Origin of the sequence: Parapedobacter deserti, assembly GCF_042646065.1 — a bacterium.
In the GTDB taxonomy this organism is placed as follows: domain Bacteria; phylum Bacteroidota; class Bacteroidia; order Sphingobacteriales; family Sphingobacteriaceae; genus Parapedobacter; species Parapedobacter deserti.
This window is the reverse complement of the sequence record NZ_JBHRTA010000022.1, coordinates 238,850-264,292: the sequence shown is the minus strand read 5'-3', so window position 1 is coordinate 264,292 and position 25,443 is coordinate 238,850. Positions and strand designations below refer to the sequence as shown.

21 protein-coding genes and 1 tRNA gene are annotated in these 25,443 nt (G+C 50.8%); 12 read left to right on the top strand and 10 right to left on the bottom strand.

The features are described from left to right. Positions 1–43: 43 nt before the first annotated feature. Positions 44–694, bottom strand: coding sequence for a Crp/Fnr family transcriptional regulator (locus tag ACFOET_RS07940; protein WP_379021324.1), 651 nt, complete (start codon positions 692–694; stop codon positions 44–46). Next, positions 691–1,041, bottom strand: coding sequence for a hypothetical protein (locus ACFOET_RS07935; protein WP_379021322.1), 351 nt, complete (start codon positions 1,039–1,041; stop codon positions 691–693). The genes ACFOET_RS07940 and ACFOET_RS07935 overlap by 4 nt, the downstream gene beginning before the upstream one ends. 362 nt (positions 1,042–1,403) lie before the next feature. On the opposite strand from ACFOET_RS07935, the gene ACFOET_RS07930 reads away from it, so the two are divergent. The 3 genes from ACFOET_RS07930 (at position 1,404) to ACFOET_RS07920 (ending at position 4,785) form a co-directional block, all read left to right on the top strand. Next, positions 1,404–2,291 (top strand): hypothetical protein, encoded by an 888-nt coding sequence (locus tag ACFOET_RS07930; protein ID WP_379021320.1) that lies wholly within the window; start codon positions 1,404–1,406, stop codon positions 2,289–2,291. A 457-nt stretch (positions 2,292–2,748) separates the two neighbouring features. Next, on the top strand, positions 2,749–3,225 hold the full coding sequence (locus ACFOET_RS07925) for an SDR family oxidoreductase (RefSeq protein WP_379021318.1): 477 nt from the start codon (positions 2,749–2,751) through the stop codon (positions 3,223–3,225). A 375-nt stretch (positions 3,226–3,600) separates the two neighbouring features. Further along, complete coding sequence (locus tag ACFOET_RS07920) at positions 3,601–4,785, top strand: ATP-binding protein (protein WP_379021316.1); 1,185 nt, start codon at positions 3,601–3,603, stop codon at positions 4,783–4,785. An 11-nt stretch (positions 4,786–4,796) separates the two neighbouring features. On the opposite strand, the gene ACFOET_RS07915 is transcribed toward ACFOET_RS07920, so the two are convergent. From ACFOET_RS07915 to murQ, 4 genes are read right to left on the bottom strand one after another with little or no spacing between them, the layout of a single operon-like run. Next, on the bottom strand, positions 4,797–7,436 hold the full coding sequence (locus tag ACFOET_RS07915; protein WP_379021314.1) for an outer membrane beta-barrel protein: 2,640 nt from the start codon (positions 7,434–7,436) through the stop codon (positions 4,797–4,799). A 3-nt stretch (positions 7,437–7,439) separates the two neighbouring features. Next, entirely contained in the window at positions 7,440–8,477 is a 1,038-nt protein-coding gene (locus ACFOET_RS07910) for a FecR family protein (protein ID WP_379021312.1), read from the bottom strand. A 21-nt stretch (positions 8,478–8,498) separates the two neighbouring features. After that, positions 8,499–9,113 (bottom strand): RNA polymerase sigma-70 factor, encoded by a 615-nt coding sequence (locus ACFOET_RS07905; protein WP_379021310.1) that lies wholly within the window; start codon positions 9,111–9,113, stop codon positions 8,499–8,501. 7 nt (positions 9,114–9,120) lie between these two features. Further along, complete coding sequence (murQ, locus tag ACFOET_RS07900; protein WP_379021308.1) at positions 9,121–9,921, bottom strand: N-acetylmuramic acid 6-phosphate etherase; 801 nt, start codon at positions 9,919–9,921, stop codon at positions 9,121–9,123. 528 nt (positions 9,922–10,449) lie between these two features. Between murQ and catB the strand changes: the two genes are divergently transcribed. The 9 genes from catB to ACFOET_RS07855 all read left to right on the top strand — a co-directional run bounded on the left by catB (position 10,450) and on the right by ACFOET_RS07855 (position 19,915). Then, positions 10,450–11,082, top strand: a complete 633-nt coding sequence (catB, locus tag ACFOET_RS07895) for a type B chloramphenicol O-acetyltransferase (RefSeq protein ID WP_379021306.1) — start codon at positions 10,450–10,452, stop codon at positions 11,080–11,082. 112 nt (positions 11,083–11,194) lie between these two features. Continuing rightward, positions 11,195–12,304 carry a fatty acid desaturase family protein gene (locus ACFOET_RS07890; protein ID WP_379021304.1) on the top strand — a complete coding sequence of 370 codons (1,110 nt, stop codon included), beginning with the start codon at positions 11,195–11,197 and terminating at the stop codon, positions 12,302–12,304. Between the two features lie 19 nt (positions 12,305–12,323). Beyond that, positions 12,324–13,412, top strand: coding sequence for a 3-oxoacyl-ACP synthase III family protein (locus tag ACFOET_RS07885; RefSeq protein ID WP_379021302.1), 1,089 nt, complete (start codon positions 12,324–12,326; stop codon positions 13,410–13,412). A 134-nt stretch (positions 13,413–13,546) separates the two neighbouring features. After that, positions 13,547–13,623: transfer RNA gene (locus ACFOET_RS07880), tRNA-Arg, on the top strand. A gap of 107 nt (positions 13,624–13,730) precedes the next feature. Continuing rightward, positions 13,731–14,729 (top strand): NAD(P)H-dependent glycerol-3-phosphate dehydrogenase, encoded by a 999-nt coding sequence (locus tag ACFOET_RS07875; RefSeq protein WP_379021300.1) that lies wholly within the window; start codon positions 13,731–13,733, stop codon positions 14,727–14,729. A gap of 3 nt (positions 14,730–14,732) precedes the next feature. Continuing rightward, a complete protein-coding gene (ggt, locus tag ACFOET_RS07870; protein WP_379021298.1) occupies positions 14,733–16,433 on the top strand; it encodes a gamma-glutamyltransferase in 1,701 nt (566 codons plus the stop codon). Positions 16,434–16,457: 24 nt separating this feature from the next. After that, the gene (gene hemF, locus ACFOET_RS07865) at positions 16,458–17,357 is read left to right on the top strand and encodes an oxygen-dependent coproporphyrinogen oxidase (protein ID WP_379021296.1); all 900 of its coding nucleotides are present in this window, start codon (positions 16,458–16,460) and stop codon (positions 17,355–17,357) included. Between the two features lie 28 nt (positions 17,358–17,385). Continuing rightward, positions 17,386–18,633 (top strand): M16 family metallopeptidase, encoded by a 1,248-nt coding sequence (locus tag ACFOET_RS07860; RefSeq protein ID WP_379021294.1) that lies wholly within the window; start codon positions 17,386–17,388, stop codon positions 18,631–18,633. Then, a complete protein-coding gene (locus tag ACFOET_RS07855) occupies positions 18,626–19,915 on the top strand; it encodes a M16 family metallopeptidase (protein ID WP_379021292.1) in 1,290 nt (429 codons plus the stop codon). The genes ACFOET_RS07860 and ACFOET_RS07855 overlap by 8 nt, the downstream gene beginning before the upstream one ends. On the opposite strand, the gene ACFOET_RS07850 is transcribed toward ACFOET_RS07855, so the two are convergent. From ACFOET_RS07850 to ACFOET_RS07835, 4 genes are all read right to left on the bottom strand, one after another. Continuing rightward, the gene (locus ACFOET_RS07850; protein WP_379021290.1) at positions 19,916–21,193 is read right to left on the bottom strand and encodes an anthranilate synthase component I family protein; all 1,278 of its coding nucleotides are present in this window, start codon (positions 21,191–21,193) and stop codon (positions 19,916–19,918) included. Between the two features lie 13 nt (positions 21,194–21,206). Further along, on the bottom strand, positions 21,207–22,481 hold the full coding sequence (locus ACFOET_RS07845; protein WP_379021288.1) for an adenylosuccinate synthase: 1,275 nt from the start codon (positions 22,479–22,481) through the stop codon (positions 21,207–21,209). A gap of 153 nt (positions 22,482–22,634) precedes the next feature. Then, positions 22,635–23,138, bottom strand: a complete 504-nt coding sequence (locus ACFOET_RS07840; RefSeq protein WP_379021368.1) for a Fur family transcriptional regulator — start codon at positions 23,136–23,138, stop codon at positions 22,635–22,637. 65 nt (positions 23,139–23,203) lie between these two features. Next, positions 23,204–25,411: a RelA/SpoT family protein gene (locus ACFOET_RS07835; RefSeq protein ID WP_379021286.1), complete on the bottom strand. Its 2,208-nt coding sequence runs from the start codon at positions 25,409–25,411 to the stop codon at positions 23,204–23,206. Positions 25,412–25,443: the final 32 nt, after the last annotated feature.

Below are 25,443 nucleotides of genomic sequence, written 5' to 3'. Positions count from 1 at the left end.
AGCGATTTGGTTAACCCGGTTAACCAAAGGCCGTTTTTCTTCCCTAAAAGGCAAGGAGCATGCTCAACGGATGGCGCGGCGGGGTCGGATTGTTCCCCTTCATTTCGCGGAGAATGCGGCTGAGGGATCCCGGAGCAATGCCCACATATGCGGCACGGTGTTTCTTGGGAATGCTATCCAGCAAATCGCCAAAGTCTTCGACCATATGCGCGTACCGTTCTTGGGCTTCGTATTGGTGCAGATTGCGGTCATAGCTGTTCAAGTATATGTTTTGCTTTTTCATGAGCGTTCTGAGGGCTGTTTTTACTTCCGGCACGCGCTCGATAAGTAGTTTAATATCGGCCAGGCTTAATGAGTATACATCGGTGTGCTGTTCGACGGAGATGTCAAACCGGGCCGGTTTTTTTTTGAGCAACGCCCGCCAATCGGTCATCAACGCAGGTTTCAGCCATAGGTAAGGGGCTACCGGAAACAGGTTGCGAAAGCTCTCGCGCGAGCCCATCGCAAAACCGGATAGCTTGATGTATAATTTGCGCGGAATATGATCCTTGAGTATTAATTGGCGCGCGGCCGTGCTATGTTCTTTGCGTAGTAGCGGCGTGAGCAGTACGACAATTTCGGAGTTGAATGAGTTGAGTGCGTCGCAGTTGGCTATCAGTTGTTCAATAAAAAAGTCAAGTACTTGTGTATTCATTGGATGGAATTTTGGTGTGTTTGTAAAATGGGATTTGTTCGTTCAAGATGCGCTTTCAATTGCAGCCATTGCGCAGCGCATAGCATGACGGTGCCGCGTGTTTCGAAGAAGGCGTCGTAGTCGGTTTTCCGCTGGTGCTGCAAGGCAGCCACCCATTCGGGATCGAGCTGATCCTCGCAGGTGCAAGGTTCGCCTTTGGGTAGGACCACCGCCAACGCCACGCCAGTAGGAAGACAAACACACCTATTGGGTTGATGCCAAAATCGCGTAGCCAGCAGCACAGCCAGATAGCGATATGCTTTAAACCGTGTGCGAAGCGTTTCATATGCAATAACACTTTGTTTCAACCTTAAAATTAGGTAGCGTAAGGCAGAAAAAAGAAGCTTTTGCATTGAGTTTCCGCAGATGGTACAGGTTTGTCATCCAATGGTAGCGGATGGTACATGGGCGGTAGCGTTTGGTCTACTTTTTTGCAAGCGCCATCGGGCGTTTCGCGTCCGCCGATTGGCCAAATGTGTCCGGAAAACTGGCTATTCGTGCGCCATTTTGCCGAACCACAAAAATATGTGGTTGCACGTATAAACTACGATGCTTAACTTTGGGTTAAGAAGTATGACCAATATGAGTATATGGATTGATGACGGCCCGGTGACGGGTGCCTAAGCCTATTTTGGTGTTGCACGCGTATCCGGCATTTAATGAAACGGATATGCAGAAACACAGTACTTATTTTTCTTTCTTTTCGCTGAAACATGCTTGGCTGACGCTGGGGCTGTCCTTTTTTGGTGCCTCGCTGCTCTATGGCGATGGCATGGGCCTCCGCTGGGCATTGATCTTTGCTAACCGCCACTACCTGATCGTCTTTTCGGTGGTATTTGCCGTTTCATTCACTGCCGTGACGCTGGTTGACTTCGCTACATCCGCGCTGAATGGATTTGGATGGGCAAATCGTAGGGCGGCCCGCCGCGGCTGGATGCAGGTTGCCGTAGGGGTAGTAGGGGTAGGGATATTGACCTACGGATTGCAGTGGCTGCTGTTTGAGTGGGTGCTTGATGGTGTTTTCAGGTTTTCGCCAAATGCTTTTTTCTTAATGGTGTACTTGCTGCACATGGTCTTGGTCAACCTTGTGGTGTTATTCATCCACGGCATACTGCGGCTCAAACCTACCGGAGCTACGCCGAAAGGCAGTTATTTGACCCACCTGCTTACCCTCGAAGGCAACATCCCGGCAACGGCCGTCCGGTTTTGCTATCATCATCGGCATAAAATGAATCGCGTATGCCTGCGTGACGCGGAGAAGCGATCGGATCCGGTGCTGGAAAACACGCTCGACGAGTTGGAGATGCTGTTGGACCCCGATGAGTTTATGCGCGTGGCACCCGACCTACTTATCCATCAATCGGCCATTTTGGATGATGGCGTGCGGCTTCCGAACCGCAACCGCCAGGTGCGGCTAGTGATGCCGTACACGAAAATAGGTAGCGATGGAGTAGAACGCGAAATCGCCGAAGTGTCGATCAGTCGACGGCGGGTAAGCCGGTTCGACCAATGGCGTAAGGCCTATCGTATGCAAGATCAGCAGTTGTTAAGGTATTGAACGCAGTTAAAAAATACCCGGGCCGGCTGCTGCTCCGGCCCGGTGTATTTGCCATCAGGTGCTGCTGGAACCCGATGGATGACTGTGCTTATTGACGGGCTTGGCCACCGGGGTTCGGAAGGTCTGCACAAATTTTGAAATATCTGAAGCTAAACTTTGAAATATCCGAAAGCAACTTTAAGTATATCTATTTTGAGCGGCCGGAGCGCATGTTCATATTACCACCACAATTGTCCCAAGACGGAACGCTGCTTTAATACCAAAAGTCTGGTGACGGGCCGATGGACGTCTGGTCTTAGATTCTTCCAATGCTTAGTTTACGACTCGCTGCGCGATGAGTGAAATCAAATCGGACGCGACACGATTTGGCTACATCATTCGTTGATTTAGCTACGTCAAGAACTTGGTTGCGGCGCACCTTTGTATCCATGGTTTTAAACATAAAAATTTTAGAAAAATGGATGGTATCAAAGGAAAAGTAGTAGCCATTACCGGAGCGAGTAGTGGCATTGGTGAAGCAATTGCACGGCATTTGGCGGGGCTGGGTGCCAGGGTGGCGTTGGGGGCAAGGCGTGTAGATAATTTGAAAGACGGCCAGTTTGTAAACATTACTTCGGTTGGCGACCGCTGGGTAGGGCCTACCTCTACGGTGTACAGCGCTACGAAATTTGCTGTTCGGGCCATTTCGGATGGGCTGCGCCAGGAAGTAAGCGGCAATATCAGGGTTACGCTGGTAGCGCCCGGAGCAACGGAATCCGAATTAGCGGAAAGCATTTCGGACCCTGCTTTGAAGCAACTGGCTATTGAAAAGTTTAGGACAGATTTACTGCCTGCCGCGGCTATTGCCCGCGCAGTAGCGTATGCCGTATCACAGCCTGCGGATGTGGATGTCAACGAAATTGTTGTAAGGCCTACAGCCCAAAAAGCGTTATAAGAAAAACCTTAAATTAGCAGGATGGAAAAGACATTTCGCTTTAATTCAATAGCTGAGTTTCATGCCTTTTGTAATTTGCCCGCCTTAATAGAACTCGGTGCACGCATGGACGCGATCATTATCTAAGCGGTAACGCATGTTGCTTTGCAGCAGCATTCAATTTCCGTTGTTTGATGAATTGATAGATTGAACCAACCACAAAAAGCAGTAGAACGATTCCAAGTGTTTGTGCAATCAGTGGATCGGTTGGCCCTTTTGCAACGGGACGCCCAACGGGAACACAGGTTAACGTTTGGTTGACTGGTTTGCGTCCATTTTTTGTTTTACTCAATATATTGAGTAATTTTACTCACTGTATTGAGTAAAATCTTAATCATGTTTGCAAGGCCTTATTTACAAACACTTAAGTCTCGGATTAGCGAACCTAGAAATTTTATTCAGGTGGTCATGGGTCCCCGCCAAGTGGGAAAAACTACACTTGTCACCCAATTGACGGCCAGCTATCAGCACGCTTTTCATTTCGTTACGGCTGATGCGGTGCCGGCAGCAGGGACCGTTTGGTTGGAGCAACAATGGGAAACAGCAAGGCTGATGATGAAGCAACAGCAAGCTTCGGAATTTTTGCTCGTGATCGACGAAATTCAGAAGATTGAAAATTGGAGCGAAACGGTCAAATTATTGTGGGATACCGATACCCGTGAGGGGCACAATATGAAGGTTATCCTATTAGGTTCTTCCCGGCTTTTGTTGCAACAAGGGCTTACCGAATCATTGGCTGGTAGGTTTGAGACATCCTATTTGGGGCATTGGTCTTTTAGCGAAATGCGGGACGCGTTTGGGTGGGATGTAGCGACGTATGTATGGTTTGGCGGATATCCTGGAGCTGCATTGCTTAAAGGCGACGAGGACCGTTGGAAAAGGTATGTACATGATTCGTTGATTGAGACAAGTATTTCGCGCGATATCCTGATGCTGACGCGTGTAGACAAACCGGCATTGATGAGGCGGTTGTTCGAGATGGGATGTGTCTATTCGGGAAAAATAGTGGCCTATTCCAAAATGCTGGGCCAGCTCGTAGATGCCGGTAACACGACGACCTTAGCGCATTACCTGGATTTGCTGAACACGGCCGGTTTACTCGGCGGTTTGGAAAAGTATGACCCCAAATTAATCCGTAAACGCTCATCCAGTCCGAAATTCCAGGTACACAATACGGCGTTGATCAGCGCGCAGCGGGATGAGCAGTTTTCAGAAATCCGCCAAAAGCCGGATGAATGGGGACATATGGTGGAATCTGCCGTTGGGGCGCATTTAATCAATAGCGCCTATACCGGAGGATATCAAATTCACTATTGGCGGGAAGGGGGACATGAAGTCGACTTTGTATTGGAACGGCGGGGCAAGGTGGTGGGACTGGAAGTGAAGAGCGGAAAAACGCAGACCGGTGTTAGCATGCCTGCATTCCGAAAAGCTGTAGAACCGGATAAAGTGTTGTTGATCGGGGCATCAGGGATTCCTTGGGAGACGTTTCTGGCGATGGATCCGCTTGAGCTATTTTGAGGTAGCGAAAATCAGTTCCCGATCCGTTTCTGTTCTTCCTCCGCACTCTGCTCGATCTTCCGGTTGCTAAAGGTTTTGCCGGAAGTAAAGGTATAGCTGAAAGAAAGCCCTACCGTTCGGGTAGGCCGTTTCTGGTAAAAATACACGGTGGCGCCACGGTCTTGAGTGACTTCCCGTTCACGTGCCGTGTTGAAAATATCCGTCACATTCAGCCGCAGCCGGGCTTGATTGTTCCATAGGCGTTTGGTGAAGCCGATGTCTACGCTACAGTAATCCGCCATATCCGAGTTGGCGGTGAGGTAAGGCGATCGGTAGAAAGCAAACAAGTCGGCATCACCAATCTTTTTAATTGTGAACACCTGATAGGTACTGATGTTGAAGGAGGTATTGCGGTAATCGGCTTCCGCTATTTGGTAGCGCAGGTAGTACAAATTTAGGTTGTTGGTCATCGACCACCAGGAGCGCACTTTCACCGGTGCATATACACTGGTGCCAAAGCGGTGGCTGTTGCCGAAATTCCGAATTTGATATTCAATCATCTTATCGACCGTTTCCGCGTACTGGGCCATTGTGTTGCTGGTCGTTGCGTAATAGACGTCCCACGATAGCCCGCCGGCCAGGGTTATTCCCGCTTCCACGCGGTCGGTATATTCGGGCAGCAGGTCGGGGTTTCCGATCTGGGCAAGGAAATCGTAGAACTGCAATCGATAGGGGTTAAGGGCTGTGAATGAGGGCCTGCTCAACCTGCGGGTATAGTTGAGCACAAGTGACTTTCTGCCCGCGCTGTCCAGCCGGTGCAAAAGAAATACCGATGGAAACAGGTTGACATACGAACGCCGGAAGCGGATGTCTGCACTTACGGAATTGCCATCCATAATGGTCTGCTCGGCCCGGATTCCAACCTGCGCGCTAAAACGCTTGAATTGGCGTTCGAGCGCGGCATAGCCCATCAATAGCTGCTCCTGATACCGGAAGCGGTTGCTTCGGCCGGGGTCAAGTAGCCATGGGCCGGATTCAAATTGTTCATGTATGACCTCATTATCCCGATCGGTATTCGTGAACTTCAGTCCGGCTTTGAGCTGTGTGGCGGCCAGCCATTGGGTGTAGTCGGTTTGCGCACTATACAGGCGTGTGGTACTGGGCGTTGCATTGTGGAACACGGCATCCCGTTGCGGGTCGGTGTAGCTGGAGCGGAACTGATTGGTATTCGGATTTTCGCTGTGCAGGTAATCTGTAATCAACTTTAGCCCCGAGCCGAGGCTATCCGTTTTCCAGCTGTAGTTCAACGTGGCGCTATTCAATTCCGGCGTGCGTGTCCAAGCCGATGTGGCAGATCCTTCCGTGATGCTTTGCGGATCGATCAACGCGATGTCCGTATCAAACCGCTGGCGTAGGTTGCCCCGATTGAGGTTGGTTTGCAGGCCAATGGATTGATTAGCCGCAAACTCATAGATGGCACCCAAGCGCAGCATGGTCTGCTGGTTGTTGTTTTCACGATTGGTAAAGCTATTGTATGCATGCTGGTCTGGATAACGGATATCGTTGGTGGCGATATAGGAACTTCGATCTTTACCATAACCGCCCGTCCCGAATACGTATAAACTCTTGATTTTATAGTTGAAGGTAGCACCCATGTTGTACGCAGGCCGGTCCACTTGCTGACGATACTGCGTATTCAGCGTGCCGGTAAATCCTTCATCGCGCCCGCGTCTCAATACGATGTGCACGATGCCGCCGGAACCTTCGGCCTCAAATTCCGCGGGTGGATTGGGGAGGATTTCGATCTTCGCGATGTCTTCCGACCGCAAGGTACGGAGGTACTCTGCCAGATCGGCTCCAGACATGCGCTGCACCACGTCATTGATCATGACCATCACTGATTGCCCACGTAAACTGATATTACCATTGGGGTCTACCCACAATCCGGGTGATTTTTGGAGGATTTCCAGGCCGTTGCTCCCGGTTTCCAGTACGCTGCCCTCCACGTTCACAATGAACCGATCAGCCCGTCGTTCAACGGGCGGCCGCTTGGCTTGGACCTGCACTTCCGCCAGTAGACGGTTGTCCCGTTTCAGGATAATTGCCGCGAGTTGCGCCGTATCAGGATACACAAAGGCGAACGCCACGGGTTGGAAACCGATGGAGCTTGCCTTGACGGTATAGGATTGCCCCGCGATGAATGCATGCCGAAGACTGAAATGACCTTGCCGATCTGTGGTACTTCCGGTGAGAAAGCGGTCGGCCGTGTACAATCCGACCGATGCAAAGGCGAGCGGGCGGTCGACACTATCGCGTACATGACCCCGGATCCGTATGCCTTTAGCCTTGGCGGGCTGTATGCCATGCAGTTTCAGGCTACTCACCACGAGCGTTTTGTCGGAAAGCTCGCGGTAAAACAGGTCATGCCCGGGCAGGACCTGTTGAAGCAGCTCATCAATTGCGTATCCACCGGCGGCAACGGATACCGCCATGCTATCGGTGACCACATCGTTGCTGTACACTACATGGTATTTGGATTGCCGGGCAATGATTTCCAACACCGCGACGAGCGAACGCTGTTCATAATTAATCCGGATCGATCCGCTTTGGGCGGCAAGCCGATAACTGCTTAGCAGCAGCAAAAAGACAAGCAGATAAGTAGGCTTTCTCAAAGTCTATTCGATTACAATCCGATTTTCCGTTTCAAAGCGATACGTGAATGGATAGGCTGTCTGCAATACCTTCAATATGTTTTCCAAGGATGTGTCGTCATCAAATGCACCGGTGAATCGGACATCATTTAGTTTTTCAGGACGCACAACGAATTGTACCTTGAATTTTTTACTGATCCGGCGAAGCACGCTTTCCATCGTTTCCACATGGAAGGTAAGGGAATCCGCCGCAGGCCACCAACCCAGTTCGTTTAAGAGCGAATCTTTTGAAAAAGTGGTCAATGCCGCTTGGGTTTGATTGCGCCTGACTTCCAGTTGCTGCATGGGGGATAAGCGAACGGTGGAGTCGTTGCCCGCGGTGCCATCCCGTACGCCGGATACTTCGACGGCGCCTTCAAGCAACGCGACAGTTGCCGAAGGAGCATCTTCATAGGCACGTACCTGAAAAGTGGTGCCCACCACCCGTACCTGTAACGGACCAGCGTGGACAACCAGCGGAAGCGCGCTGTTTTTTGCGACCTCAAAATAGGCTTCTCCGGCCAAGTTGATGGTGCGGTTGTGCTTACCGAAATCGGTATTGTATTGCAGGATAGAGAAAGGGTTTAGAACGATGAATGTGCCATCCGCCAGAGTGATGAACTGTCTGTCCGTTTCCGTTTTGATTGCTGTGAATGCCGGTTCGGCAGGCGACAGGAAGCGCCAGTACAGGGTAATTCCAGTGCCGATGCAAAACAAAATCATGGCGGCCAGTCGTAGCCAGCCACCGCGTCTGCTGATCCGGCCCGGTAGCGCTTCCTGATCAGCCGACTCGTGGGCGACATCCGGAGATTTCTCTGATTCTTCGGCCTCGATGGCTTCCCATAGCCCCGCTAACTTGATGCGATTGGCCATGGTCGGCCGCCGCTTTGTCTGGAAATACAGTTCCAAAACTTCCGCCTGCCGTTTGTAGTCCGTATTCGTATCCAGGATTTCCCTTAGCTTACGCTCCTCTTCCGGCGGCAGCGAGCCCGAAAGTTTTCGGGAAAGTAATTGTAAAAACATTTCTTTATCCATATGGCCTCCTCAGATAACTAAGAAAAAAAATCGACTGGCGCGCCCATGATTGGCATTGCCGGCATCGAAATAGCGTTCCACCACTTCGTTAAGTTGCTTAACGGCCCGATAGACCTGGTTTTCGACCGTACGCACGGAGAGGCCCAACAGTTCGGCCACTTCCCGGCATTTTAGCCGATCTTCTTTAACCATCCGGAAAACCGTCTGGCGTTGGTGGGGCATCAGGTCTACCGCTTCCTCCAAAAGCGACAACAATTCTTTGTACTCCAGCAATTGCTCGGGATTGGCGATTACTGCTGTTTGCAGGCTTGCCTGATCCACTTCATCGATCGGAACCCGCGCATGCCTGTTTTCCCTTTTCAGGTACGTGAGGCAGGCGTTCTTTACCGATTGATAAAGGTAGCGGGTGGGATTGTTGATTTCGTGGAGCGACCCCTTGCGCAGCCAAACCTGCACGAACAGCTCCGAAACCAACTCGTCTGCCGCTTCCTCGCGCTTAACGTACTGTTGCGCAAACTGCTTCAAGTTGTCAAAATGCAGGAGATACAGCTGATCGAACGCCTGTTTTTCGCCGCGCTGTATGCGTGCAAAAAGTGTCCCGGTACTTGTGTGATCCTGCGCCATTGTATGTCTATGTCGCTTCCAATGCTCGGCGTACATTGCCGTAGCGGTCAATCAACCGCCCGGCTGACTGACTATCCAATCCCTTTTCTTCCATCAACATGGTGATGCCGCGCTGCTTTAGTTTGTAATTAGACAGCTGCATATCCACCATCTTGTTTCCTTTAACCCTGCCCAAGCGGATCATGACGGTGGTGCTGATCATGTTTAATACCATTTTTTGGGCCGTACCGGCCTTCATGCGGGTGGAGCCGGTGATCAATTCCGGTCCGGTCAGCACAGCGATCGGATAGGTTGCTTCCGCGGCCATGGGTGTATGGGCATTGCAAACCAAACATCCGGTAAGTAGACCATGGCGGTTGGCCTGTTGCAAGGCGCCGAGTGTATACGGCGTGCTACCCGATGCAGCAATGGCGAATAAGGTATCCCGTTCATGGATGGCAATCGCCGTCAGATCTTTCCAAGCCTGCTCCACGTTGTCTTCAGCAAACTCCACCGGCTTCCGGATGGCCTCGTCGCCTCCTGCAAGGATACCCATCACCCGGTCTGCAGGCACGCCAAACGTAGGGGGGCATTCCGAAGCATCGAGCACACCTAACCGCCCGCTTGTGCCTGCCCCGATGTATACCAGTCGCCCGCCTTTCTCCATGCGCGGCACAACAGCTTCAACGAATGCCTCGATTTGCGGGAGAGCCTGCTGAACCGCCAAGGCAACCTGGTTGTCTTCCTGATTGATCTGTCGCAGCAACGTGCCGACCGATTGCTTTTCGAGGTCTGTGTACCGGGATGATTGTTCTGTCAGTTTTTCCATTGCTCCTTTTTTACGCCTGGCGCCTTTAATGCTTAGCCGCAATAATTATCGTGATCGCCAAGCTGTATATGGATAAGACGAAAAAAAAGAAGAAATTACTCATCTCCACGCAAAAATAACTACGCGTACCGCCAGATCTCCAGGTTCGAGGGCCATATCGGAATGTCGGTCGTGTTCGACCGTTGGGGTCTGCACGAGGGTGGCTCGTGGGTGCTTCGGTTACCATTTGCTTAGTCCTGCCTTAGTCTTCGATTACCATTTCCTTACCTCGGCTTTACCAGTTGCTTACCAGTTCTTTACCATTTTCTTACCAAAGCTTTACCAAAGGTATACCAATTCTTTACCAATTGCTTGCCAAAGGGGTAAATAAAAGGTATGCCAATCCTAAATGAAGTGTATGCGGTTAAAGATGATTTTAGCTAAATTTGCTTCATGAAAATCTCAGATTAGCAAAGCACAAATAGACAGTGATCGAATAGTCAACCGGCTGTTCCAGGGTTATATTTGTTAATTTTTAGCTATATTGAGATGAAAAACTTCTTTGAAAGTCCATTTAAGGGCAAAATCATAAAAGACCATATTACCAATCCGAATATTATTGCCGGAAAGTATTCCTACTATTCGGGCTACTACCATGGGCATCCGTTTGATGACTGTGCCCGATATTTGTTTCCCGACCGGAGTGATGTAGACCAGCTGATTATCGGGGCGTTCTGTTCGATCGGAAGCGGCGTCAGTTTTATCATGGCCGGCAACCAAGGCCATCGGCACGATTGGATATCCAGCTTCCCATTTCACTACATGCCCGAGGTCGAAGCATTCAACGGTGCCATCGACGGATTTGCCAACGCGGGGAATACTGTTGTTGGAAACGATGTATGGATCGGAAGTGAGGCAATGATTATGCCCGGTGTCCGCATCGGCAATGGGGCAGTGATCGGGAGCCGGGCCTTGGTTACAAAAGACGCGGAACCCTATGCCATCGTCGGCGGCAACCCAGCCAGGGTTATAAAAAAGCGATTCAGCGATCAGGACATCGCAATGCTCTTAGCGATTAGCTGGTGGGATTGGGACGAGGACCTGTTGTCAGGGGCTATCCCCATCATCTGCTCGGGTAATGTTCCTGCACTTTACGCCTATTACCATAACTGCGTTGGCTGACAGATTCAGGTGCAAGCATCGATAGGTGCTGCGTCAAAGTAATTTTTCACTAAACAAAGTTTTAATAAGCTTGTTTTTTTTAAGGCGATATGCAATTTAGAACGTTGTTTAGATGAAAGCCGAAAAGTTACCTATCGTACGCTTTGCGCCCAGAGGTGCGGATAGCTTTTATGAGACTGTAACCGGAAGGGTTGCAGCTTATTTCAAAAACAATCATATTTCTCCCTATGCAAATACAGCAATGTGGGTAAAGACGTTCTTTATGCTGCTGCTTTACGTTGCGCCTTATATATTAATGGTCACGGGCAAGGCAGCCGGCAATTATTGGCTGTATTTTACGTTGTGGTTCTTAATGGGGTGGGGAATGGTAGGTATCGGGACTTCAGTCATGCACGATGCCAATCATGGGACTTATTCACCAAATAAGAAAGTGAACAGCTTAATCGGGCACATCTTGGAAATTGTGGGGGGGTATTCCGTGACATGGAAGATCCAGCATAATCTTTTACATCATACCTACACCAACATTGCTGGCTTAGATGATGACATCAGCAGTATTAAATTGTTACGCTTTTCCCCGCGCCAGCCCTGGTATTGGTTTCATCGGTATCAGTATCTTTACGCCTGGTTTTTTTATATGAACATGACGCTTTTCTGGATGACGGCAAAGGATTATCTTCAGGTTGTACGTTATAAACAGCATGACCTGCTGGTCAAACAAAGGGTGTCCCTTGGACAGGCCTTATTCCGTATTACAATGTACAAGCTGTTTTACTACGCATATATATTGGTCTTGCCGATTTTATTTTCTGGTATGCCTTGGTACCTGGTATTGGCTGGATTTCTGCTTATGCATTTCACGGCGGGTTTATTCCTCTCCTGTGTTTTCCAGCCATCGCACATCATGGAAACCTCCGCCTTTGCGGCACCTGTCGAATCGGAGGGGAAAAGCCGGATGGAAGATAGCTGGGCAGTTCATGAATTGGGAAACACGACTAACTTTGCCCGGAATAACCGAATCTTAACCTGGTTTATTGGCGGACTTAATTTTCAGATAGAACACCACCTGTTTACGGGAATCTGCCATGTTCATTATCCCAAAATTGCGCCGATTGTCAAATCGACGACCCAGGAATTCGGCCTGCCTTACTACGAGCAGGAAACGTTCATGAAAGCCCTTCTCCTGCATGCGAAAATGCTAAAGCTTCTTGGAAAACAATAGTTCTTATAATATAAAAATAATGGATAGTTCGACTTATGCCGTGATTGTTGGAAGCGGTAGTTATATTCCGACGAGAAAAATACTGAACGATGATTTTCTCGAACACGCCTTTTATGACAATGACGGCAACAGGCTGAAAAAAACGAATGCGGAGATTATCCAGCAGTTTGGCCGTATTACCGGCATTCAGGAAAGAAGGTACGTGACTGATGACCTGGTGGCATCCGACATTGCCGGCTTCGCCGCAGAGGATGCGTTGGCGTCTGCCGGGATCGACGCAGAAACACTGGACTACATTATTGTTGCTCATAATTTTGGCGACATAAAGGCTGACAATCGCAGAAGTGAGTTCGTGCCGGCACTGGCATCGCGTGTCAAACATCGGCTAACTATCACAAACCCGGCAACTGTTGCCTATGATTTGCCCTTTGGCTGCGCAGGTTGGCTGCAAGGGCTTATTCAGGCTGATTATTATATCCGCGCAGGTAATGCCAAACGGGTATTGGTCATCGGAGCTGAAACGCTGTCCAGGATCAGCGACCCGCACGACAGGGATAGCATGATCTACGCCGATGGTGCCGGGGCTGTTATCCTGGAAGCAAGGGAAAGCGATACACCCATTGGCATATTGGCCCACACCGCTAAGTCTTACGCCGCTGACCTGGCTTATGTACTGCGCATGGACAAGTCTTACAATCCCCACTACGCCCATGACCACCTGTTCCTGAAAATGAATGGCCGCAAACTGTATGAGTATGCATTGAAGGCTGTGCCACAAACCATAAAGGAGTGCCTTGACCAAGCGGGCCTATCGGTCACGGACATCAATAAAGTGCTGATCCATCAGGCAAATGAAAAGATGGATGTGGCCATCCTGAAGAGCTTGTTTGAATTGTATGACCATGATTCCTCGCCGGTAGATATTATGCCAATGACGATATCATGGCTCGGGAACAGCTCCGTGGCCACATTGCCTACGTTGTATGACTTGATGTACAAAGGAAAATTCGTTAATCAGGTCCTACAGCATGGAAGCGTAGTTGTATTTGCTTCAATGGGTGCGGGAGTGAACATGAATGCCGTGGCTTATAAGATACCCAAGGGCTAAGCGAAAGCCCTCACTGGCTGTGTGTTCTTTGTACGGCCATACTTGCGGTAATCGGCCGACAGTGTTTCATCAAACTCATACGATTAATTTATTGTTTGTCTTGACATTTTTAGCTAAATTTGCCCCCGCAAAGCGCGCCAATAGCTCAGCTGGATAGAGCAACGGTTTTCTAAACCGTCGGTCTCAGGTTCGAATCCTGATTGGCGTACCAACGAGCCTCTTGATTCCAAATTGAGGGGCTTTTTTGTTAGGGCCGGCCATTGCGGAGGTCCGGCTTGCGCCAATTAATCATTATCGGATAGTTGAGTTATGGATGTTATGAAGCAAACGATCGGAGTAGTGGGAAGCGGCAGTTGGGCAACCGCCATGATTAAAATGTTGGATGACAACAGGGTCGATAAATCGGTGTACTGGTGGGTGCGCAACAAAGAGACCGCTGAGCATATCCGCACGTATAAGCATAATCCTAACTACCTGAGTGCTATTACCACCAAAATACCCAAACGCCACATCCAAACAGACGTCCGCACTGTTGTTTCGCATGCTGGTATCCTGATTCTCAATACACCGGCAGCGTTTCTGAAAGACGCATTGAAGGGCGTGCCGCGTGAGGCACTGAAAGACAAAATCGTCGTGTCTGCTATCAAAGGAATCATACCCGACGAAAACCAGATCGTCGGTGACTACTTGCAAGAGTACTATCAGGTACCTATAGGCCGCATAGCGGTGATCGGTGGTCCCTGCCATGCGGAGGAAGTATCATCTGAGAAACTGTCGTACCTCACCGTTGCTTCCCAGGATACCGACGTGGCGGCCCTGGTGGCGTCGTTAATCTGCACCCGTTACATCAAAACCATCGTGTCTGACGATATCTATGGAACCGAGTATGCGGCGGTGCTTAAAAACATCTATGCGGTAGCCGGTGGCATTTGCCACGGTGTGGGGTTTGGTGATAATTTCCAGGCGGTATTGGTGTCCAACGCGATCCGGGAAATGGCCGACTTTGTAAATACCGTGCACCCCATCCAACGTGATATCAAGGAATCGGCATATTTAGGTGATCTGCTCGTCACCGCGTATTCACAGTTCAGCCGTAACCGCACGTTTGGGAACATGATCGGTAAAGGATATTCCGCAAAATCGGCGCAGCTGGAAATGAATATGGTGGCTGAGGGGTATTATGCTTCCAACTGCATTCAGCAGATCTGCCTTAAATATGGCATCGATCTGCCGATTTGCAATGCGGTGTACAATGTGCTGTATCAACACCGGTCGCCTGTCCTTGAAATGAAATCCCTTGCTGATAAATTAACCTAACATATGAAAAGAAAAGCGTTACCTTACCGTTTGCTGTCGCTGTTTTTTGCCCTTTGCATTGCATCTTGCGGCATTGTTAAACAGGATCAATCTCCGCCATCGTATGCCAACGGCGTGGTGGTGACTGCGCATCCGGAGGCATCAGCCGTAGGATTGCAGGTACTCAAAGACGGCGGCAATGCCGTAGACGCCGCCGTGGCGGTGCAATTTGCCCTTGCCGTTGTATATCCTAATGCGGGCAACATCGGCGGCGGCGGGTTTATGGTGCACCGGAGCGCAAACGGCGGATTCACCGCGCTGGACTTCAGGGAGGCGGCACCGGCAGCGGCCACCAGGGATATGTACCTGGACGAAGCTGGAAATCCCATTACAGCGCTTAGCCTTCGCGGGCAGCTGGCGTCCGGCGTGCCGGGTGTCGTGGATGGTATGGTCAAAGCGCATCAGGCGCATGGCAAGCTGGACTGGCCCGCGCTGTTACAGCCCGCTATTCGCTTGGCACAACAAGGCTTCCCGATTACCGAAATGCAGGCAAAGGAGCTCAACAGCAGGAAAGAAAGCTTTCAACAGCACAACCCTGAGGGAACGGCACTGGTGAAGGAAACGGAGTGGAAAGCCGGGGATACGCTGGTGCAGACGGAGCTGGCTCACACGCTGTCATTGATCGGCGAGAAGGGCCGTGCCGGCTTCTACGAAGGCGAAACCGCCGATCGGATCGTCGAAGAGATGGCCAGCGGAAACGGCATCATCAGCTACGACGACTTAAGGAACTACGAAGCGAAATGGCGGGAACCGGTGGCTGCTACCTACCGAGGATACCGTGTTGTATCCATGCCCCCTCCTTCGAGCGGCGGAATCGCATTGATCTCCCTGCTGAAATCGGTGGAGGCCTATCCGCTGTCCAAGTGGGGATTCCAGCAGGATTCGACGATGCGCGTGATGATTGAGGCCGAGCGCAGGGTGTATGCCGACCGGGCAACGCACCTGGGTGACCCCGATTTTTATGACGTGCCTCAGGCCATGCTGATCGATTCGGCGTATAATGCCGGGCGGATGGGCAACATGAACTTCAGCCATGCTTCATTCAGCAGCGATATCCACGCCGGCGGCTTGCCTGATGCCGAACATGAGGAAACAACGCACTTTTCAATTGTTGACCAGGAAGGCAACGCCGTAGCGATTACCACAACCATCAACGGGTCATATGGATCGCACGTCGTCGTGGCGGGTGCGGGGTTCTTGTTGAATAACGAGATGGATGACTTTTCGGTTAAACCGGGTGCACCCAACATGTATGGCTTGATCGGTGGCGCAGCTAATGCCATTGAGCCGGGTAAGCGGATGCTCAGCTCCATGACGCCTACTATTCTGGAGAAGGATGGTAAATTGTTTATGGTGGTGGGTACACCCGGCGGATCGACCATCATGACATCGGTGTTCCAAACGATCCTCAACGTTGTGGATTTCGGGATGGGCATTCAGGACGCGGTTGAAGCGCCGAGATTCCATCACCAATGGTTGCCGGATGAAGTAGCGCTTGAAAAAGCGGCGGTAAGCGAGCAGGTGCGCCGCTCCCTGTCTGCTACAGGCTACAAATTGGTAGACCGGAGCAGCATCGGCAGGGTAGACGCGGTACTGGTGTTGCCGGATGGACGCCTGCAGGGTGGCGCTGACCCCCGGGGGGACGACACGGCCTTGGGGTATTGAGGGGAAACGGTAAATAGGACGAAAATGCATAAAGAAGATATCGCCGATCGGTACCGGCACATTCAGGATGGAATATGCAAAGGGCTGGAAGCATTGGATGGAAAGGGTTCCTTTGTTGAGGAACTGTGGCAGCGCGATGGGGGTGGTGGCGGCCGCACCCGGATCATTCAAGATGGGGCGGTCATCGAGAAGGGCGGTGTCAACTTTTCGGCGGTACATGGCGCCCTTCCGGATGCCGTGAAAGAGGCGTTTGGCGTGGACGAATCAAACTTCTTCGCAACGGGCGTTTCCATTGTCATACACCCCGGTAATCCCTTTGTGCCCATCATTCATATGAATATTCGCTATTTTGAGCTGAATGACCAGGTAAGGTGGTTTGGAGGAGGGATTGACCTCACACCGCACTACATTGATCTCGATGATGCGGCTTTTTTCCATGGCGAGCTCAAACGTGTATGCGACGGTTTTGACCCGCTATTTTATCCGAACTTCAAAGCCATCGCTGACCGCTACTTTTACATTAAGCACCGCCAGGAGACCCGTGGCATCGGCGGCATCTTTTATGACCGGCTAACACCGGAGAAGACCTCATTGTCATGGGAGGAAATTTTTGATTTTTCCTGTGCTTTGGGCAATGCGTTTGTCCCAATCTATGCGGAACTGGTAAACAGAAACCGGCAAAGGGACTTTACGGAGGAAAATATACGGTGGCAGCACCTGCGGCGGGGGCGTTATGTGGAGTTCAACCTGGTGTACGATGCCGGGACAAAGTTCGGGCTGGAAACCAACGGCCGCATTGAGTCCATATTGATGAGCCTACCGCCGCATGCACAGTGGGCGTATGATGCTAAGCCGGCACCGGGAAGTGCCGAAGCGCATACGCTGTCAATGCTGAAACAGGGAATAGATTGGTTGTCCCGATAGTCATAACTTACTTTTATTTAGATTACGGATGGTAACATTCAATCGATTTACACTGGACAATGGTTTACGGGTGCTGGTGCACGAAGATACTGCCACGCCCATGGCTGTTGTCAATTTGCTGTATGATGTCGGAGCAAGGGATGAACACCCGGATCAGACGGGTTTTGCTCACCTCTTTGAACACCTGATGTTCGGCGGTTCGGTCAATATCGCCGACTATGATTCGCCGCTGCAGATGGTAGGGGGGCAAAACAACGCGTTTACTTCCAATGATATCACCAATTACTACATCACCCTCCCTGCGGTCAACCTCGAAACCGCGTTCTGGCTGGAGAGCGACCGCATGCTGGGTTTGGCATTCAATGAGAAGAGCCTTGAGGTGCAGCGCAATGTGGTGTGTGAGGAGTTTAAACAGCGCTATCTCAACCAGCCTTATGGTGATGCTTGGCTGCGGTTACGCCCGCTGGCGTATAAGGTGCACCCGTATCGGTGGGCAACCATCGGCAAAGCGCTCGCGCACATCGAGGAGGCCAGAATGAAGGATGTACGCGCATTCTTCGAAGCACACTATACGCCAGATAATGCCATTCTGGTGGTGGCGGGAAACGTGGAAACCGCAGCGGTGGCTCAGCTCGCAGAGAAATGGTTCGGCCCGATTCCGCCTGCCCGGAAAAAGCAGGAGCGCCAGCTGCCACAGGAACCGGAGCAAACGGAGGCCCGTAGGGAAGTGGTGCATGCCGACGTGCCGCTTAATAGTATTTACATGGCTTTTCACGGCCCGGCGCGGCTTGATGATGGATACTATGCGATGGATTTGATTTCTGACCTCCTGTCGCAAGGGGCCTCTTCGCGCCTTTACCGCCGGCTGGTGAAGGAAGAGGAATTATTCAGCGATATAAAGGCCTATCAGACCGGCAATTTAGACGCTAATTTATTTGTGATTGAAAGCAAGCCGCTTCCCGGTGTGCCCGTTGAATTGGCTGAGCAGGCGATATGGACGCAATTGGAAATGCTGAAAGCCGAGCACGTCGAGCCCTATGAGCTACAGAAGGTGAAAAACCGCATGGAGTCTACAATGGTCTTCGCCGAACTGGCAATTCTGGACAAGGCCATGAATCTTGCGTATTTTGAGCTGCTGGGCGATGCGGAAACGTTTAACCACGAGGTAGACCGCTACCTGCGTATTTCGGCTTCCGATATCCAGTGTCAGGCTCAGCAACTGTTTAGGAAAGAGAATTCGTCAACCCTTATTTACCTTGCCACTCCACATGCTTAACCGAACACTTAACCCTGCCCATCAGCCAATAACCGGTTTCGATTTGATCGAACCTGAAAAGCTCACGTTTCCCAATGGTTTGGAGGTTTTTATTTTTAATAGGGGCGATCAGGACCTGGTGCGCATCGAGTGGATCATGGGCAATGTTTTCGCCCAGGAAGACCATACGCTGCTTAATACCACGGTCTGTGAGCTGCTGCTCGAGGGCACGCCTACGCATACCAGTAAACAGATTGCGGAAATGGTCGACTTCCACGGAGCGTTCCTGGTTCCCGAATTCGGCTACGATCAGTCGGCGCTGACGCTGTATTCACTCAATAAACACCTGAAACACCTCCTACCGCTGGTGAAGGATATTCTTACCCATTCGGTGTTCCCCCAAAAGGAACTGGATACGTATGTGCGTAACAACAAACAGAAGCTACAGGTATCACTGAAAAAGAATGCCTTTGTTGCACGCAGACTCCTTAACAAGGCGCTTTTCGGTGATACCCGCTACGGTTTTGTGCCGGAGGTGGCCGACTACGACGCGATCACCAGGGATGCGCTGCTGACATTGTTCAGACGGCAGTACGCCCCTTCAAACTGTACGCTGATCGTATCGGGCAGGGTAACAGCCGATGTTATTGCGGTGCTGCGGCAATTGTTTGGCGATGAGTGGCAGGGGGGTGGGGAGCCACCTTTTATTGACACAGCGCCGTCTTTTGAACCGCCGACGGGGCGATCCATTGTCGACGAGCGCTCGGATGCGCTGCAATCCGCTATCCGGCTGGGATATCAGACCATCCCGCGTTCGCATCCGGATTTCCCGGGATTGCAAGTGCTCAACACCCTGCTGGGCGGCTACTTTGGCTCCCGGCTGATGGCTAATATCCGGGAAGACAAGGGTTATACGTACACGATCGGATCGGGGGTTGTTTCGCTGAAACACGGTGCGTTTTTTACCATTGGCTCGGAAGTGGGGGTGGATGTTACCGCGTCTACGCTTGCTGAAATCGAGAAGGAAATCGATGTGCTCCGGAATGAGCCGGTGGCGGAGGCCGAGTTGGCCCTGGTCAAGAATTACATGATGGGAGCGATGCTGGGTAGTTTGGAAAACGTGTTTTCACATGCGGACAAGTTTAAAAATGTGCATTTTTCGGGGCTCGGCTTGGAATATTATGCGTATTACACAACGGTTGTCAATACCATTACGCCAGAAGAGCTCCGCCGTATTGCCAATACGTACCTTGACTACGATAAGATGGTGAAAGTAATTGTTGGAAGGGTGGTTAATAGTTGATTATTGACCCTTAAGCACTTCAAATAGCGCTTTCCCTTTTAACAGGCACTCGTTATATTCCTCCTCGGCGTCGGCACTGTCCGTTATTGCCCCACCCGTATGGAAGGATAGGTAGCCGGTCTCGGCATTATAGACCATGGTCCGAATGACCACGCTGAAGTCATAATTTCCCTGCGGACTGAAATACCCCAATGCACCGGAATACACACCCCTGCGGCTGTTTTCATAGCTGTCAATCAGTTTCATGGCGCTTATTTTCGGCGCACCGGTCATCGATCCGGGCGGAAAGGTATTGCGTATGGTCGCTGTCGCGCTCATTCCTTCTCGTATCTGACAGGTAATGGTTGAAACCAGTTGATGTACCTGTTTGAAACTATGTATCTGCAAAAGCTCCGAAGCTTTTACCGTGCCGGGCCGGGCGCTGCGGGTAAGGTCATTCCTTACGAGATCGACAATCATGATGTTCTCGCTGATCTCTTTTGGGCTGGCGGCCAGGGCCGCTTTCAGCAGCTCGTCCTTATCGGCGGTTTCGCCACGGGGTGCGGTCCCTTTTATCGGCTGGGAAAGCAGGGTGTCGCCGTTCTTGGACAAAAACCGTTCGGGTGATGCGGAAAGGATATATTTCTCGCCAAACTTAAAAAAGCACGAGAAGGGGGTAGGAGAGACCTCGTTGAGGCGCCGGTATGCGCTCAACGGATTGAGCGATACTTGCTCAGCGAAAAACTCCTGGCATAGGTTGACTTCATAGATGTCCCCTTTGCGGATATGCTGCTGCAGGCCGGCAAACGCGGAGAAATAGGCGGACCGGTTCATCCGATATTTTAAATGTCCACTGAATCCTACCGGTTCATCTGTGATTTCCGTATCCTCGATCTGTTGGATGACAGCCTGTGGGTCCGCCCCCTTGATTTCGGCATTGTACCGGCCGATGAGCAAGGTGTACGCGGGCACGAAAAAATAAGCATCCGGGAATCCGGTACGGTCAGGGTGCTGGGAAGTCAGGTCTTCAGTCTCATTTTTCAGGTCATAGCCCAGGAATCCCGGAATCCAGGTATTCGGATGGCTATCGATAAAGTCTTGCAGCTTGGCAAAGGTGTCACGGCCATCCGAGGTGAAGGAAGCCGTCGCACCGACGGCAATAAACACGTCAATATTGCCGTAATTATCGCGGTAGCCATTGGAATCCAGGTAGCAGACGTTCTCAAACTGCGCCGCCCATTGCAACGCTTTTTGGATGAACGTATCGCTGTCGTCCAGATGGCATGCTAACGAAACCATGGCGCGACGCTGGTTAGCTCAATTGCAAGGTTTGCTTTCGATCCGGGCCCACGGAAAGGTATTTGATCGGTACGCCCAGATGGCGCTCCAGGAAATCGATGTAATCTTGCAGCGTCTGCGGTATCTGCTGTTTGTCGGTAATCCCGCACAGATCCTTATTCCACCCATTCAGCTGCTCGTATACCGGCTCGGGTTTGATCGACACAATGTCGTAGGGCATGTAGTCGATCTTCTCGCCGTTTTGGATGTAATGCGTACATACGTTGATGGTTTCAAATCCGCTGAGCACGTCTGCTTTGGTCATCACCAATTCGGTAACGCCGTTGAGCATAATGGCATACTTAAGTGCAGGAAGGTCTATCCATCCGGTACGGCGGGCACGGCCGGTTGTGGCACCAAACTCGTGGCCCAATTGGCGGAGCCGTTCGCCGGTGTCGTCCGCTAATTCCGTGGGAAAGGGGCCACCCCCCACGCGTGTGCAATAGGCCTTGAAAATGCCGATGACGCGCCCGATTTTCGCCGGCGCTACGCCCAAGCCGGTGCAGGCACCGGCGGCGGTTGTGTTGGAAGAAGTCACAAAAGGATAAGAGCCGAAGTCGATATCCAGCAGGGTACCCTGCGCGCCCTCGGCGAGTATACGCTTGCCCTCGTGAAGGTATTGATTGACCAGGTGCTCGCTGTCTACATGCGGTATGGCTTTAAGAAATTCCACAGCTTCCAAAAAGGCCTGCTCACGCTCGCTGAAGTCAGGGATTTCCCCATAATGCGAAAGGATGGACTTGTGTTTTTCTACTAGCCGTTGATAGCGTTCTTCAAAATCGGGCAATGTGGTGTCTCCAACACGTAAGCCATTTCGCCCGGTCTTGTCCATGTACGTCGGGCCGATACCCTTCAGTGTGGAACCAATCTTGCCGGCACCCATTCTGCTCTCGGACGCCGCATCGAGCAGCTGGTGGGTCGGAAGGATCAGGTGGGCCTTTCGGGCAATGACCAGCTTTCCGGCCGCCACCGGGTCAAACCCGTTCGCTTTAAGGGCATCGAGTTCCCTTTTTAGGATAATCGGATCGATCACCACCCCATTGCCAATGAGATTGAGCGTATCTTTGTGAAAGATACCTGAAGGGATGGTATTCAGTATATATTTCTGCCCATCAAATTCCAGGGTATGCCCAGCGTTCGGGCCACCTTGAAACCGGGCTATCAGATCATACGTCGGACAGAGTACATCGACAATCTTACCTTTCCCCTCGTCGCCCCACTGCAGGCCCAAAAGCACGTCAACTTGCATAGTTTAAATCAGCATTGAAAAAAATGAATCATTGGATTACCAATTCGCGAGGCAAATCTAACATTATTTTGATATTCTCCGACTTTTAAAAGTGAAAGCTACGGCATGGTCGGCCTGCCGGATGCGTGTGTAACGCTGTACGGTAAATGGAACTTAATGAGTTTCAGCTAATTCCCTGAATTTGGAAGATGCTTTGTTAATTTCGCCCTTTTTGCCCGAACAATCACTGCATACGCCATACAGGTTTAGGGAATGGTGCTTGATGTCAAACTTCAAGAGCTCGGCCATCATCGACTGTATCTGGTGAATGCGGGGATCGCAGAACTCGACCACTTTGCCGCATTCGATGCAGATGATATGGTCGTGCTGTTTATAACCGTATGACTTCTCAAACTGCGCCATGTTTTTGCCAAATTGGTGCTTGGTCACCAAATCACACGAAACCAGCAGCTCCAATGTGTTGTACACCGTAGCCCGGCTTACCCGGTATTTTTTATTCTTCATGTGGATATACAAGGATTCCACATCGAAATGGTCGTTGCGCGAATAAATTTCTTCCAGAATCGCATAGCGCTCGGGTGTCTTGCGCAAGCTCTTGTTTTCCAGATAAGCCTCGAAAATTTTTTTAACCGTTTGGTAGTTTTCCGTTTGAGTCATCATCCCCAAGTTTAACGTACAAATCTACATAAAATAGTCGGCATACGCAAATGGAGCGCCGCAGGTCAGTTGTCCGAATCGAACCGGGTGATGCCGGTGATTCCCTTGATTTGCTTTAGGTGTTTGATCAGGTTTTCCAGGTGAGCCGTGTCGTTCACGAAAATCATAATGGAACCCTCGAAGATACCATCGTTGCTTGAAATGGTTATGGAACGGATGTTGACTTTGAAATCGTGGGAAATGACCTTGGTAAGCTTATTGACTAAACCGACGTCATCTATGCCAACGATATGCAAGCCGGTCAGGAAGGCAAGCTCCTTTTGCGAGGTCCACTTGGCTTTTACGATACGGTAGCCGTAGCTGGCCATCAGCTTAGCGGCATTCGGGCAGTTTGTGCGATGTATCTTGATGCCCTCATTGACCGTAATGAAGCCGAAAACGTCATCCCCCGGAATGGGGTTGCAGCAGGGCGAAAGCGTGTAGTCAATCTTTTGGAGGTCATCGCCGATCAGTAACGTTTCATAGTCCTTTTTATTAATTTTATCGACCAGCCCACTGATGTGTGAGTTGAATTGCTGGCCGTTTTGGTGGTCGGACGATTTTTCCCTCAGCGCAAACTCCTTGAGACTTTTGATGTCGATTGCCCCTTTGGCTACGTTGTAAAACAGATCTTGCGATGAAGGATACTTGAAAAACATCGTTAGTTTATTGATGTTTTCCGTGTTATAGGTAATTTTAAGCGACTTCAGTTTGCGTTCAAGAATTTCTTTCCCATCTTCGGCGACCCGCCTCTTTTCTTCTTTAAGTGCCGACTTGATTTTGGATTTTGCCTTGGCGGTCACCACAAAACCAAGCCAGTCATCCTTCGGCGTCTGCTTGCTTGAGGTAATGATTTCCACCTGGTCGCCGTTTTGGAGCTTATGGCTCAGTGGAACCAGCTTGTGGTTTACTTTGGCCCCGATACAGCTGGCTCCGAGGTCGGAGTGTATTTCGAAGGCAAAATCCAGCGCAGTCGCGCCATTGGGAAGCTGGATGAGCGCCCCTTTCGGCGTAAAGATGAAAATCTCGTCCGAAAAGAGGTTCATTTTGAAATCATCAATGAAATCAAGCGCATTAGGCTCCGGATTGCTCAGGATTTCCCGCACTTTTTGTATCCATTGGTCGAGCCCGCTGTCCGAATTGGACTCTTTATACTTCCAGTGGGCAGCAAACCCCTTTTCCGCAATTTCGTTCATCCGGACGGTACGGATCTGTACCTCCACCCATTGCCCTTTCGGTCCCATCACGGTGGTATGCAGCGATTCATAACCGTTAGCTTTAGGTGAGGAGATCCAATCGCGCAGCCTGTCAGGGTTGGGGCGGTACAGGTCGGTTACAATTGAGTACGCCTTCCAGCTGTCGGCTTTCTCCGTTTCCTGGGCCGTATCGATGATGATACGGATCGCAAAAAGATCGTAAACTTCCTCAAAAGGAATCGACTTTTTGCGCATTTTGTTCCAAATGGAATAGATAGACTTTGGCCGGCCGAACACTTTCGCGTCGATGCCCTGCTCATGCAGTATCTCTTTGATAGGTTCCACGAAATTATGGATAAACCGCTCCCTTTCCGCTTTCTTCTCGTTGAGCTTCCGCGCGATAAATTTATACGTGTCGGGGTCTGTATATTTCATGGAAAGGTCTTCCAGCTCCGATTTGATGGCGTACAAGCCGAGGCGGTGCGCCAATGGCGCATACAGGTATGAAGTTTCGGAAGCGATTTTCAATTGCTTGTCCCGCGGCATGAAATCCATGGTGCGCATGTTGTGCAACCTGTCGGCCAACTTGATCAGGATGACCCGCACGTCGTCGGCAAGGGTGAGCAGCATCTTGCGGAAATTTTCCGCCTGCATCGAACTGTTCGGATCGAATATGCCCGATATTTTAGTCAACCCGTCGATGATGCGGGCCACTTTCTTGCCAAACTCTCTTTCGATATCATCGAGCGTAATGTCGGTGTCTTCCACCACATCATGCAGCAACGCACAGACAATAGAGGTGGTACCCAGGCCGATTTCCTCAGCGGCAATCTGGGCAACAGCAACCGGATGGTAGATGTAAGGCTCACCTGATTTCCGGCGCATTTCTTTGTGGCTTTCCAACGCCATGTCAAATGCCTTCCGTATCATCTGCTTGTCGCCGCGCTGCAACGTAGGCTTGCAGACGCGCAGCAATGCGCGGTACCGCTTCCGTATTTCTTTGCTTTCGGCTTCTAAATCGATCACTAATTCTTTCATATATACAGCCTTACACTTTATTGCCAAGAATC

Coding starts and splice junctions, on each gene's coding strand:
- ACFOET_RS07940 (WP_379021324.1), bottom strand. CDS start 694: ATGAATACACAAGTACTTGACTTTTTTATTGAACAACTGATAGCCAAC.
- ACFOET_RS07930 (WP_379021320.1), top strand. CDS start 1,404: ATGCAGAAACACAGTACTTATTTTTCTTTCTTTTCGCTGAAACATGCT.
- ACFOET_RS07925 (WP_379021318.1), top strand. CDS start 2,749: ATGGATGGTATCAAAGGAAAAGTAGTAGCCATTACCGGAGCGAGTAGT.
- ACFOET_RS07920 (WP_379021316.1), top strand. CDS start 3,601: ATGTTTGCAAGGCCTTATTTACAAACACTTAAGTCTCGGATTAGCGAA.
- ACFOET_RS07910 (WP_379021312.1), bottom strand. CDS start 8,477: ATGTTTTTACAATTACTTTCCCGAAAACTTTCGGGCTCGCTGCCGCCG.
- ACFOET_RS07905 (WP_379021310.1), bottom strand. CDS start 9,113: ATGGCGCAGGATCACACAAGTACCGGGACACTTTTTGCACGCATACAG.
- murQ (WP_379021308.1), bottom strand. CDS start 9,921: ATGGAAAAACTGACAGAACAATCATCCCGGTACACAGACCTCGAAAAG.
- catB (WP_379021306.1), top strand. CDS start 10,450: ATGAAAAACTTCTTTGAAAGTCCATTTAAGGGCAAAATCATAAAAGAC.
- ACFOET_RS07890 (WP_379021304.1), top strand. CDS start 11,195: ATGAAAGCCGAAAAGTTACCTATCGTACGCTTTGCGCCCAGAGGTGCG.
- ACFOET_RS07885 (WP_379021302.1), top strand. CDS start 12,324: ATGGATAGTTCGACTTATGCCGTGATTGTTGGAAGCGGTAGTTATATT.
- ACFOET_RS07875 (WP_379021300.1), top strand. CDS start 13,731: ATGAAGCAAACGATCGGAGTAGTGGGAAGCGGCAGTTGGGCAACCGCC.
- ggt (WP_379021298.1), top strand. CDS start 14,733: ATGAAAAGAAAAGCGTTACCTTACCGTTTGCTGTCGCTGTTTTTTGCC.
- hemF (WP_379021296.1), top strand. CDS start 16,458: ATGCATAAAGAAGATATCGCCGATCGGTACCGGCACATTCAGGATGGA.
- ACFOET_RS07860 (WP_379021294.1), top strand. CDS start 17,386: ATGGTAACATTCAATCGATTTACACTGGACAATGGTTTACGGGTGCTG.
- ACFOET_RS07855 (WP_379021292.1), top strand. CDS start 18,626: ATGCTTAACCGAACACTTAACCCTGCCCATCAGCCAATAACCGGTTTC.
- ACFOET_RS07850 (WP_379021290.1), bottom strand. CDS start 21,193: ATGGTTTCGTTAGCATGCCATCTGGACGACAGCGATACGTTCATCCAA.
- ACFOET_RS07845 (WP_379021288.1), bottom strand. CDS start 22,481: ATGCAAGTTGACGTGCTTTTGGGCCTGCAGTGGGGCGACGAGGGGAAA.
- ACFOET_RS07840 (WP_379021368.1), bottom strand. CDS start 23,138: ATGACTCAAACGGAAAACTACCAAACGGTTAAAAAAATTTTCGAGGCT.
- ACFOET_RS07835 (WP_379021286.1), bottom strand. CDS start 25,411: ATGAAAGAATTAGTGATCGATTTAGAAGCCGAAAGCAAAGAAATACGG.